The sequence below is a fragment of the Shewanella sp. HL-SH2 genome (assembly GCF_051164935.1).
Classification (GTDB): Bacteria; Pseudomonadota; Gammaproteobacteria; order Enterobacterales; family Shewanellaceae; genus Shewanella; species Shewanella glacialimarina.
On record NZ_CP195035.1, the window covers coordinates 745634 to 758605 of the forward strand.

A 12972-nucleotide genomic window follows, 5' to 3' on the forward strand; every position below is an offset into this window, starting at 1 on the left:
CTAAAAGTGTAGGGTTTAGCCTATTGACTGTATCTCTTAACCCGACTTGAGGTTAAATAATGATATCGAAAAAAAAACTTGTTGTTGTAGCCTCTATTATTAGTGCTAGCATGCTGTTAATAGAAAGCGGTGTAGCCTACCCAGGTATGCAACCTAGTCAAAAATCAGTATCTCAAACCAGTTTGGATAAAATCATCATCCTGGAGCAACCTTTTCCCATCGCCCAAGCTAACTTCAGCCAATTGAATAATGATCAAATAGATTTTGAAGCCTTCAAAGGTAAAGTCATCTTAGTGAATATGTGGGCGACATGGTGTCCCCCTTGTGTCAGAGAACTTCCAGCACTAGACAGGCTTGCCAAAAAAATAGATCAAACCCAATACATGTTGTTACCTATATCAATTGATGGCGATGGCCAAGTGATAGTGCAACCATTTTTGCAATCGATAGGTCTACCAAAATTCGAATCTTATTTTGATCCCAAGCAAAATCTTCGTGAAGTGTTCCCGTTAGAAACAATTCCGGCGACTTTTATATTAAATCCGCAAGGGGAACTGGTAGCTTATGTACGTAGTTATGTTGATTGGGACGATGAGAACGCTATAACCTTCTTAAAGCAGTTTTACACCACAACAGGAAAAGTGGTCGATTAGTATTCTTTTTGGTGCCTAATTAAACGATTTAGATCGTGTTAGGTTAAAAGATCGTCAAGCGATCTTTTTTTATATAAAAACTTTATAAAAGGGGTTGCACTGCCTCAGAATCTCCCTATAATGCGCATCCACTGACACGGCACAGCGCGAAAGCAAAGTGGCGAGTTAGGTTGATTTGAAAGGATAAAAACTTCGGTTTCATCATCAAATCAACAGCGAAAAGAAAGTTTGAAAAAACACTTGACGCTGACAACAGGGCCTGTAGAATACGCAGCCCAAGCCAACGACCTAGCGTCCAACGGCGATGTTTGAAAAATCAACATCAACGCTCTTTAACAACTTAAACAAGAAATCTGTGTGGACATTCACAGGTATTGAGTTATTCGAAATTGCTTCTTCTTAGGAAGAGCAATCAAAAAATTTAAACTCAATGCAACGATGAATGTTCATGGCAATATGTACAAAAAGACTTTGTTAACTTCGGTTGATAAAGCAATCAGAATTCATTGAGCCGAAACCTTCGGGTTTCAAAAAACTTTAATTGAAGAGTTTGATCATGGCTCAGATTGAACGCTGGCGGCAGGCCTAACACATGCAAGTCGAGCGGCAGCGGGAAGATAGCTTGCTATCTTTGCCGGCGAGCGGCGGACGGGTGAGTAATGCCTAGGGATCTGCCCAGTCGAGGGGGATAACAGTTGGAAACGACTGCTAATACCGCATACGCCCTACGGGGGAAAGGAGGGGACCTTCGGGCCTTTCGCGATTGGATGAACCTAGGTGGGATTAGCTAGTTGGTGAGGTAATGGCTCACCAAGGCGACGATCCCTAGCTGTTCTGAGAGGATGATCAGCCACACTGGGACTGAGACACGGCCCAGACTCCTACGGGAGGCAGCAGTGGGGAATATTGCACAATGGGCGAAAGCCTGATGCAGCCATGCCGCGTGTGTGAAGAAGGCCTTCGGGTTGTAAAGCACTTTCAGTAGGGAGGAAAGGCAGTAGTTTAATAAACTATTGCTGTGACGTTACCTACAGAAGAAGGACCGGCTAACTCCGTGCCAGCAGCCGCGGTAATACGGAGGGTCCGAGCGTTAATCGGAATTACTGGGCGTAAAGCGTGCGCAGGCGGTTTTTTAAGCCAGATGTGAAAGCCCTGGGCTCAACCTAGGAATTGCATTTGGAACTGGGGAACTAGAGTCTTGTAGAGGGAGGTAGAATTTCAGGTGTAGCGGTGAAATGCGTAGATATCTGAAGGAATACCGGTGGCGAAGGCGGCCTCCTGGACAAAGACTGACGCTCATGCACGAAAGCGTGGGGAGCAAACAGGATTAGATACCCTGGTAGTCCACGCCGTAAACGATGTCTACTCGGAGTTTGGTGACTTAGTCACTGGGCTCCCAAGCTAACGCATTAAGTAGACCGCCTGGGGAGTACGGCCGCAAGGTTAAAACTCAAATGAATTGACGGGGGCCCGCACAAGCGGTGGAGCATGTGGTTTAATTCGATGCAACGCGAAGAACCTTACCTACTCTTGACATCCAGAGAATTCGCTAGAGATAGCTTAGTGCCTTCGGGAACTCTGAGACAGGTGCTGCATGGCTGTCGTCAGCTCGTGTTGTGAAATGTTGGGTTAAGTCCCGCAACGAGCGCAACCCCTATCCTTATTTGCCAGCGAGTTATGTCGGGAACTTTAGGGAGACTGCCGGTGATAAACCGGAGGAAGGTGGGGACGACGTCAAGTCATCATGGCCCTTACGAGTAGGGCTACACACGTGCTACAATGGCGTATACAGAGGGTTGCAAAGCCGCGAGGTGGAGCTAATCTCACAAAGTACGTCGTAGTCCGGATTGGAGTCTGCAACTCGACTCCATGAAGTCGGAATCGCTAGTAATCGTGAATCAGAATGTCACGGTGAATACGTTCCCGGGCCTTGTACACACCGCCCGTCACACCATGGGAGTGGGCTGCAAAAGAAGTGGGTAGTTTAACCTTCGGGAGAACGCTCACCACTTTGTGGTTCATGACTGGGGTGAAGTCGTAACAAGGTAGCCCTAGGGGAACCTGGGGCTGGATCACCTCCTTACCTATACGACTAACTCAATACCTAAAGTGCAGAGATGCATGTGAGTGTTCACACAGATTACTTGTTAACTTCTTCGGAAGTAGAGTGAAACACACCGCTTGCCGGTTAAGTGTTGTTCTTTAACAATTTGGAAAGCTGATAGTACTAACTAAAGGCGCATGAATGATGATTCGTTGTCGTTTGTGTGATTACGTTAGTGCGAAAATAATATTGATGCGAAAGCATCAGTATCTTGAGTTCTCAAAACACTGTTTAAGTGTCTTGAATATTCTAAAAACTAAGGCGAGTCACACTTCCTGGTCGGGAGTGAGACAAGTAAAAACCAGCTAGTTGCGATACAGTCTAATTAGTTCATTCTCTTGTTTACAAGGGTTGTGAAACTCATTTGGGTTGTATGGTTAAGTGACTAAGCGTATACGGTGGATGCCTTGGCAGTCAGAGGCGATGAAGGACGTAATAACTTGCGAAAAGCGTTGGCGAGCTAGTAATAAGCATTTGAGCTAACGATATCCGAATGGGGAAACCCGGCCACATAAGTGGTCATCATACAGTGAATACATAGCTGTATGAGGCGAACCTGGGGAACTGAAACATCTAAGTACCCAGAGGAAAAGAAATCAACCGAGATTCCCCTAGTAGCGGCGAGCGAACGGGGATTAGCCCTTAAGTCTATGGGGTGTTAGTGGAATGAGTTGGAAAGCTCAGCGGCACAGGGTGATAGCCCCGTACATGAAAACTAACCATAGATGAAAACGAGTAAGGCGGGACACGTGACATCCTGTTTGAATATGGGGGGACCATCCTCCAAGGCTAAATACTCCTGACTGACCGATAGTGAACCAGTACCGTGAGGGAAAGGCGAAAAGAACCCCTGTGAGGGGAGTGAAATAGAACCTGAAACCGTATACGTACAAGCAGTGGGAGCGGTTCTTGAGACCGTGACTGCGTACCTTTTGTATAATGGGTCAGCGACTTACGTTTTGTAGCGAGGTTAAGCGAATAGCGGAGCCGTAGGGAAACCGAGTGTTAACTGCGCGTTTAGTTGCAAGGCGTAGACCCGAAACCGAGTGATCTAGCCATGGGCAGGTTGAAGGTTGAGTAACATCAACTGGAGGACCGAACCGACTTATGTTGAAAAATGAGCGGATGACTTGTGGCTGGGGGTGAAAGGCCAATCAAACTCGGAGATATCTGGTTCTCCTCGAAAGCTATTTAGGTAGCGCCTCGAGCGAATACCATTGGGGGTAGAGCACTGTTAAGGCTAGGGGGTCATCCCGACTTACCAACCCTTTGCAAACTCCGAATACCAATGAGTACTACTCGGGAGACAGACAGCGGGTGCTAACGTCCGTTGTCAAAAGGGAAACAACCCAGACCGTCAGCTAAGGTCCCAAAGTGTATGTTAAGTGGGAAACGATGTGGGAAGGCTTAGACAGCTAGGATGTTGGCTTAGAAGCAGCCATCATTTAAAGAAAGCGTAATAGCTCACTAGTCGAGTCGGCCTGCGCGGAAGATTTAACGGGGCTAAACATACCACCGAAGCTACGGGTTTGCAGTTTACTGCAAGCGGTAGAGGAGCGTTCTGTAAGCGGTTGAAGGTGAAGGGGTAACCCACACTGGACGTATCAGAAGTGCGAATGCTGACATGAGTAACGATAAAGGGAGTGAAAAACTCCCTCGCCGAAAGACCAAGGGTTCCTGTCCAACGTTAATCGGGGCAGGGTGAGTCGACCCCTAAGGTGAGGCCGAAAGGCGTAATCGATGGAAAACAGATTAATATTTCTGTACCTCTGCTAACTGCGATGGAGAGACGGAGAAGGCTAGGCTAGCGCGGCGTTGGTAGTCCGCGTTTAAGGTAGTAGGCGGTGTTCTTAGGCAAATCCGGGAACACGTACTTAAATGTACACGTTGAGAGCTGATGACGAGTCACTAAGGTGATGAAGTAGTTGATGCCATGCTTCCAGGAAAATCTTCTAAGCTTCAGGTTAGTAGGGATCGTACCCCAAACCGACACAGGTGGTCGGGTAGAGAATACCAAGGCGCTTGAGAGAACTCGGCTGAAGGAACTAGGCAAAATGGTACCGTAACTTCGGGAGAAGGTACGCTGCTGTTGGTGATGGGACTTGCTCCCTAAGCTGACGGCAGTCGCAGATACCAGGTGGCTGCAACTGTTTATCAAAAACACAGCACTGTGCAAAATCGCAAGATGACGTATACGGTGTGACGCCTGCCCGGTGCCGGAAGGTTAATTGATTGGGTTATCGCAAGAGAAGCTCATGATCGAAGCCCCGGTAAACGGCGGCCGTAACTATAACGGTCCTAAGGTAGCGAAATTCCTTGTCGGGTAAGTTCCGACCTGCACGAATGGCGTAATGATGGCCACGCTGTCTCCAGCCGAGACTCAGTGAAGTTGAAATTGCGGTGAAGATGCCGTATACCCGCGGCTAGACGGAAAGACCCCGTGAACCTTTACTATAGCTTGGCACTGAACATTGAACCTACATGTGTAGGATAGGTGGGAGACTTTGAAGCTTCGTCGCTAGATGGAGTGGAGTCAATCTTGAAATACCACCCTTGTAGTTTTGATGTTCTAACTCTGGCCCCTTATCGGGGTTGAGGACAGTGCCTGGTGGGTAGTTTGACTGGGGCGGTCTCCTCCCAAAGAGTAACGGAGGAGCACGAAGGTTGGCTAAGTACGGTCGGACATCGTACGGTTAGTGCAATGGCATAAGCCAGCTTAACTGCGAGACATACACGTCGAGCAGGTACGAAAGTAGGTCATAGTGATCCGGTGGTTCTGAATGGAAGGGCCATCGCTCAACGGATAAAAGGTACTCCGGGGATAACAGGCTGATACCGCCCAAGAGTTCATATCGACGGCGGTGTTTGGCACCTCGATGTCGGCTCATCACATCCTGGGGCTGAAGTCGGTCCCAAGGGTATGGCTGTTCGCCATTTAAAGTGGTACGCGAGCTGGGTTCAGAACGTCGTGAGACAGTTCGGTCCCTATCTGCCGTGGGCGTTGGATGATTGAGGGGAGCTGCTCCTAGTACGAGAGGACCGGAGTGGACGAACCGCTGGTGTTCGGGTTGTCATGCCAATGGCATTGCCCGGTAGCTACGTTCGGAATCGATAACCGCTGAAAGCATCTAAGCGGGAAGCGAGCCCCAAGATGAGTCATCCCTAGAGCTTTAAGCTCTCTAAAGGGCCGTAGGAGACTACTACGTTGATAGGCAAGGTGTGTAAGCGTTGTGAGGCGTTGAGCTAACTTGTACTAATGACCCGTGAGGCTTAACCATACAACCCAGATGGGTTTTACTGATACGACTTAGTATTAGAATGGGACGCTTAAATAGTGTAACGAGACTCAAACTCAGATAAAGCAATCAGCTTTCCGAATTATTATTTAATGCACATGAGTGTGTTAGATAAACCAAATTTGTCTGGAAACCATAGAGCTGTGGCACCACCTGATCCCATTCCGAACTCAGAAGTGAAACACAGTATCGCCGATGGTAGTGTGGGGTCTCCCCATGTGAGAGTAGGTCATTTCCAGGCGCCTAATTTCTCTTTTAAGTAAGAGAAGTCTACTGATAGTGACATATCAGCGACTTAAAAAGAATTTAGCATAGTGCGTAAGCAATTTGCTAAAGGAGCGGTAGTTCAGTTGGTTAGAATACCGGCCTGTCACGCCGGGGGTCGCGGGTTCGAGTCCCGTCCGCTCCGCCAACTTAAGACGAAGGCCTTTGCAGCAATGCAAAGGCCTTTTTCGTGTGTGTAATATTAAAAATATTGGTAATAGTTCTGTTGGTTAAGGCTTTTTCGAGACATCGATTCGAGACATCGATTCGAGACATCGATTCGAGACAGCGGCCTGTCACGCCGGAGGTCGCGGGTTCACTCTTGTTACCAGCAGCGTTCGCTCCGCCAACTTAAGACGATGGCCTTTGCAGCAATGCAAAGGCCTTATTCGTATCTGGAATTTGATATTATTGTTGATGTTTTCGTTTTCATCAGTCAATAAGGGCCAATTGGATAGCGTTATTTTAGATTAATGTCGTTCTTTGTCGTTCTTTGTCATTAATCTATTTTTATACCATTTACATTAATTAATTGGTCAGTTTTGTCCACCGTCTAGAACATAGTAGAATCACCCTTTCCGGCTCTGCAATAAATCGATTCCATGCAATGGAACACTGCTCAACAATATCGTCATATCCACTAAAGCAACGATTGGCGAGTTCATTCTGACGAAGCCATTGCCACACTTGTTCTATAGGGTTGAGTTCTGGCGAATAGGGCGGAAGCTTAAGGATACTAAGGTTATCAAAGTCCTCTGTCAGCTCCTGTTGATGCCAACCTGCGCCATCCATGATGACCAAAGCATGGCGACTCGATTCGGTAGCCTCTGAAATTAATTTTAAATGCTCCCACATATATTCACTATTGGCATGCGGGGCAATAATAGCCTCTGTCGCACCCGTTGCCGGACACACCGCGCCATATAAATACGCTGATTCAAACTGTTGTTGCCTTACCGCTCGTGGTCGGGTTCCTTTCGTTGCCCAAATGCGGGTTGTTGTATTTTGCTGACCAAATCTGGCTTCATCTTGAAACCAAACATCAATGCGATCTAACGCCACATGACCAGGGGTGTTAAGGATCGTTGACAGCTGGAAGTTTTTTAAAAGCGTCCTGAATATCTTGAGATTGTTTTGGGTGACGAGAGCGGGTCGTTATCCATGACAATCCTAATTGATGCAGTAATCTGTAGATATTTGCCTGTTTAAAGGTCACGCCAAATTCAGACTGAATAAAAAGACTGACATCTCTTGCCATCAATCTTCCGCCACTCTCAGACAAGCTTTTGACGTTGTACAAATTCTTTCAGATTTACCAGTTGTTTCGCCGATAATTGAGCGGGTCGACCTGGATTATGTTTATCATCTAGGCCGCTAATGCCATGAGTTAAATAATGAGTAACCCATGCATTTACACTGGTTCTACTGACCTTCAACATGTTGGCTATAGCAGTACGAGAATGACCTTCGGTAAAATGAAGTAAGGCGAGATAACGCATACGTTTACGTGCGCTTTTCTCAGATTTAACTAATGCTGCAAGATTGAGATTATTCATCGATACTGAAATAAGGAAATGACAACTAATTAGATCACATATTTAATGTAAATGGTATTACACCTTGTGTGGCTAATCTGGTGAGACTTTTTGTCCGTTATCTGTCTGATGAACCAGCTGTTTTCTTGCTAACACTTAATAGGAACAGATAAATCGATCTATTTTCTTGCTATTGCCATATTGGTTGCCTAACTTATGGGGCAATTGTTGTTATAAAGGAAAAAGCAATGAAGCTTGAGATGATTTGTACTGGTGAAGAAGTGTTATCTGGCCAGATTGTTGATACTAATGCCGCTTGGGTTGCCAATGAGCTAATGTCATTAGGTATTGAGATGCAGCAACGCACCACTGTTGGCGATAGATTAGCGGATTTAGTGGCTGCTTTCCAAGAGAGAAGTAAGCACGCTGACGTTATTTTAGTGAATGGTGGGTTAGGTCCAACCAGTGATGATATGTCAGCGCTTGCTATGGCAAAAGCGAAAGGCGAAGAGCTAATAGAGAATCAGCAATGGCGCGATCATCTAGAGAATTGGTTTACCAAAAATGGCCGTGTGATGTCGAAGAGCAACTTAAAACAAGCTTGGTTGCCTGAGTCGGCGGTGATGATCGATAACCCCGTAGGCACCGCCTGTGGTTTTAGAGTGAAGTTAAATAAGGCCTGGTTATTCTTTACTCCGGGAGTACCTTTTGAACTAAAACACATGTTCAAAGAACAATTTGTGCCATTCATTACTAAAGAGTTTGGCTCAGGTGATAACACCCAATTGCATAAACTGCTCACCATTGGCTATGGTGAATCTACTCTCGCTGATATGTTATCTGAACTTAGCTTACCCCTAGGTATCGAGCTAGGTTATCGCTCTTCTATGCCACATATTGAAATTAAAATTTTCGCCCGTGGTGATGAAGCTATTCGCGCGTTGCCTCAAGTGACAAAAGCGGTTAAGGAATGTTTAGGCACTGCCGTTGTGGCGGAAAATAAGCCGACCTTAGCTGAAGAGATCCATACAAGGTTATACCAGTCTGGTTTTAGTTTAAGTGTGGCAGAATCCTGTACTGGCGGAATGATCACAAGTCAGTTAATTGATTTCGCTGGCAGCTCATCATACCTACATCATGGCTTAGTGACCTACAGCAATGAGTCCAAGGTAAAAGTACTTGGCGTTAATCCGCAAATTTTAGATGATCACGGAGCTGTCTCTATTCAAACCGTCGAAGCAATGGCTGAAGGCGTGCGTAAAATACTCGACAGTGACTTCGCTTTAGCGACCAGCGGAATTGCTGGCCCTGAAGGTGGTTCTGATCAAAAGCCAGTCGGCACAGTTGCAATAGCACTCGCGACGCGTAATGGCATTTACAGTCAAATGGTTAAATTGCCGAGTCGCTCTCGACAGTTAGTGAGAAGCCTCAGCACTGCCGTTGCTTATGACATGTTACGTCGTGCGTTATTGGATGAAGCTGTCATAGTAGATTACCCATCAATTAGTCGATTTGAAAAATAATATACGCTGGCATTAAGTCATTAATCAATTAATCCCCTCAGGTTCTCTCTGTGGGGATATTTGATTTTTCTGCGCTAAACAAAATACGCAACCGCCAGCAATATGATCCCGATTAGCATAAAAGCAATGACTTTTAACCTTGTTATCCCTAATAAAATGCCTGACAGTTTGAGTAAATTTTGATGATGGGGTCGTAAGCTTAAAAACATCAATACACTGCCATGTATCACCATTTGAATTGCACTTACAGTTGCTGCAAGATCGCCTGCTTGTGATCCAATAACTAAAGTATGCTATCCCACTTCAAGCCAATTCTCGTGATAAATGAGCCGTTTATTGTAAATCTTGTGCCTAGAACAAAAAAAGCGCCTATTGGCGCTTTCATTGAGTCATACTTTTTGGCCTTAAAACTTAACTACCAATTTACCTTTTTGAACGGCGAGCTCTTTGGTCATTTTGGCCATTAACGCTTGATTTGAATCATTCATATCAAGGGTGTAAACCGGCTGACTTTCTAGAAACCCACGTAAGAAGCTCATTACCTGTGGGGTAATGGCTGTCAGTGCTTGCTCTAAATCGGCCGGATCTGCACTGACATTAACTAAATCCAAATTGCGTAAATAGATACTTTTAGTTTCGCTGTTATACCAAGGCTGTGCTTCAAACGTTGTTTTAAGCTTAGCGCTAATTGGCATTAAAGGATTACGAATACGCACAAGAGTCGTTGCCGTTAATCCCATAGTATTAGGTTTATCACCTAAGCTGACTTGCATGTCGTTAAGCACCAAATTAATACCAATAATTTGGTTACCTTGCTTTACCTCAAAATGCATCTCTTTATTAAGGTAATTTTCTATCTCATTTTCAGTAATGCTGTACTGACTGGCACAACCTGTCAGTACTAGCAAGGCACTGATAAAAATCAGCTTTAGTGTTTTCATTAACCAGTGTTTCTCATGCCTGCGGCAACGCCCGCGATAGTAAGCATTAGCGCCAGTTGTACGTGCTTAGAAGGCTCAGCTTCTTTACGTGTACGGGCTAATAGCTCGGTTTGTAGGAAGTTTAATGGATCAATGTAAGGATTGCGAAGTTTTACTGATTCACGATTCCAGGGAGTATGCGACATTAACTCATCTGACTCAGTTAATGACAATACGGTATCAATACCCAGTTGTAATCGTTGACGTAATTTCTCACCTAAATGATGTAGTTCAGGTTTCACCAAACAGTTTTCATAATAGCGGGCTAAGTTAGGCTCTGCTTTCATGTAAACCATTTCTAGCATAGAAATTCGTGTTTCAAAAAATGGCCACTCGGCTTCCATTTCACGCAGTAATGCTAGTTCATCACGCTGAATAGCGTCATTGAGTGCTTCACCTGCACCTAACCAAGCTGGCAACATTAAGCGGTTTTGTGACCAGGCAAATATCCAAGGAATAGCACGTAAACTTTCAATGCCTCCATCAACTTTGCGTTTAGCTGGGCGGCTACCTAATGGTAATTTACCCAGTTCAACTTCTGGTGTTGCTGCACGGAAGTAAGGCACAAAATCCTTTTCTTCACGTACGATACCGCGATAATGCAGCACAGATTCATCGGCAATCCGCTGCATACAATCACGCCAAGCTTTTTTCGGCTCAGGTGGCGGTAATAAAGTGGCTTCCATTACGGCTGAGGTATAAAGCGCTAAACTTTGTACCGCTAATTTTGGTAAGCCAAATTTAAAGCGGATCATCTCACCTTGTTCAGTCACACGGATACGGCCATCTACTGAACCCGGCGGTTGAGATAGAATGGCTTTGTGAGCAGGCCCGCCCCCACGTCCAATTGAACCCCCACGGCCATGGAACAACATCAGTTTGACGTTGGCTTTATTACACACTGCGACTAACTGCTCCTGTGCGCGATACTGCGCCCAGGCAGCGGCCATCACACCGGCGTCTTTAGCTGAGTCAGAATAACCAATCATGACTTCTTGCATGCCTTTGGTGTATCCACGATACCAATCGATATTCAATAAAGACTCAATACAGCTAGCGGCATTGGTTAAATCTTCTAAGGTTTCAAATAATGGCACTACGCGCATTGGATGGCTGCAACCAGTTTCTTTTAATAACAATAAAACAGTCAACACATCTGATGGCTTACCCGCCATTGAAATAACATATGATCCCAAAGACTCTTTAGGCTGTTTGGCAATCAGTTCACAGGTTTTGATGACTTCAGCAACATCTTCGCTTGGCTGCCAATTAGCCGGAATTAAAGGACGACGATTAGTGAGCTCGCGCAGCAAGAATGCTTGCTTTTCATTTTCATCCCAGTGATTGTAATCACCTAAACCTAAATAACGGGTCAGCTCGGCAATCACATCGCTGTGACGAGTAGAATCTTGGCGAATATCCAAACGCAGCATATGAATACCAAAGCTGGCTAGACGACGTAAAATATCGAGCAGTAATCCATTGGCAATCAATTTCATGCCGCTGTCACATAAACTGTTATAAAGCAGTTCTAATGGCGCTTGCAGATCCGCTTGTTGCCAAATCAGTTCACTGGTATCAACATCAGGAAAACGACCTTCAAGTCGAATGTTCAAGTAATCAATTGTTTTACGCAGTTTACAACGTAATTGGCGTAACACTTCACGGTATGGCTCATTGCTATTGTTAGTGAGTTCAAGCAGTTCTGGCGTTGCTTGCTCCATAGATAATTCACCGACTAAGGCAACGATGTCTTTTAAATACAAACGTGCAGCAGCATGACGATTTCGGTCTAATACTTCTTGGGTGACTTTGTGAGTAACAAATGGGTTGCCATCGCGATCGCCGCCCATCCAGCTAGAAAAGCGAACAGGGGCGATATTAATCGGTAATTCTTTACCTGTGCGCTGCTCTACTTGATCATTTAACTGACGTAGAAAGTCGGGAATAGCCTGCCATAGAGAGGTTTCAATCGTGCTTAAGCCCCAACGAGCCTCATCTACAGGTGTTGGACGCTCGCTACGAATTTCATTGGTGTGCCAAATTTGGGCAATCAATTGACGTAAACGTAAGTTGTTTTGGTTGCGCTCACGGTCTGACAGTTGGCTGTTTTCTTGATCTGTTAAACAATCGACAACCGCAGCATATTTTTGGATCAGAGTACGACGAGATATTTCAGTTGGATGAGCAGTTAACACTAAGTCGATTTCTAATTGCTTCAAGCAATTAATCACATCATTTTCATCTAAATCAGTATTAAGAATGCGACCAAGCAGTTGCTCTACTGGGTCTGGCACACAGACTAACTCATCGCAATTACGACTTATGGTGTGGTATTGCTCGGCGATGTTAGCTAGGTTCAAAAATTGGTTAAACGCTTTAGCAAACGGCACTAATTCTTCATCTGGAAGTGAGGTCAACAATGCTAACATTTGCTCGCGAGAGGATTCATCGCCTTTGCGTGCCTGTTTTGCAAGAATTCGAATTTGTTCTACTTTCTCAAGAAATGCATCACCAAGATGGCTTTGCATTGTCTCACCTAAAATTTGGCCTAAATGTCCCACATTCGATCTCAGTGAGGCATACATATCTGCCACTTGCTCTGCCATACATACTC

General features: G+C 45.4%; 4 protein-coding genes, 1 tRNA gene, 3 rRNA genes and 1 pseudogene. 6 read left to right on the plus strand and 3 right to left on the minus strand.

All coding sequences use genetic code 11. From position 1 onward, the window contains the following. The first annotated feature begins 59 nt into the window (after window positions 1-59). The 5 genes from ACRWP9_RS03215 to ACRWP9_RS03235 all read left to right on the plus strand — a co-directional run bounded on the left by ACRWP9_RS03215 (window position 60) and on the right by ACRWP9_RS03235 (window position 6465). The gene (locus ACRWP9_RS03215) at window positions 60-653 is read left to right on the plus strand and encodes a TlpA family protein disulfide reductase (protein ID WP_434927809.1); all 594 of its coding nucleotides are present in this window, start codon (window positions 60-62) and stop codon (window positions 651-653) included. A 538-nt stretch (window positions 654-1191) separates the two neighbouring features. Then, window positions 1192-2736, plus strand: a 16S ribosomal RNA gene (locus ACRWP9_RS03220). A 396-nt stretch (window positions 2737-3132) separates the two neighbouring features. Continuing rightward, a 23S ribosomal RNA gene (locus tag ACRWP9_RS03225) occupies window positions 3133-6035 on the plus strand. Window positions 6036-6178: 143 nt separating this feature from the next. Then, window positions 6179-6294: ribosomal RNA gene (gene rrf / locus ACRWP9_RS03230) — 5S ribosomal RNA — on the plus strand. The 16S, 23S and 5S rRNA genes sit together here with 1 tRNA gene alongside, the layout of an rRNA operon. 94 nt (window positions 6295-6388) lie before the next feature. Then, a tRNA-Asp gene (locus ACRWP9_RS03235) sits at window positions 6389-6465 on the plus strand. 380 nt (window positions 6466-6845) lie between these two features. On the opposite strand, the pseudogene ACRWP9_RS03240 reads toward ACRWP9_RS03235, so the two are convergent. Then, a pseudogene (locus tag ACRWP9_RS03240) lies at window positions 6846-7873 on the minus strand (IS630 family transposase). A 227-nt stretch (window positions 7874-8100) separates the two neighbouring features. Here ACRWP9_RS03240 and ACRWP9_RS03245 point away from each other — a divergent pair. Beyond that, window positions 8101-9375 (plus strand): CinA family nicotinamide mononucleotide deamidase-related protein, encoded by a 1275-nt coding sequence (locus ACRWP9_RS03245; protein ID WP_434927810.1) that lies wholly within the window; start codon window positions 8101-8103, stop codon window positions 9373-9375. Between the two features lie 404 nt (window positions 9376-9779). Here ACRWP9_RS03245 and ACRWP9_RS03250 read toward each other — a convergent pair whose 3' ends face one another. Together ACRWP9_RS03250 and ppc are read right to left on the minus strand one after the other, a co-directional pair. Then, on the minus strand, window positions 9780-10316 hold the full coding sequence (locus ACRWP9_RS03250; protein ID WP_434927811.1) for a DUF1439 domain-containing protein: 537 nt from the start codon (window positions 10314-10316) through the stop codon (window positions 9780-9782). Beyond that, window positions 10316-12964 (minus strand): phosphoenolpyruvate carboxylase, encoded by a 2649-nt coding sequence (ppc, locus tag ACRWP9_RS03255; protein ID WP_434927812.1) that lies wholly within the window; start codon window positions 12962-12964, stop codon window positions 10316-10318. Before ppc ends, ACRWP9_RS03250 begins: the two co-directional genes overlap by 1 nt. Between the last annotated feature and the right edge of the window lie 8 nt (window positions 12965-12972).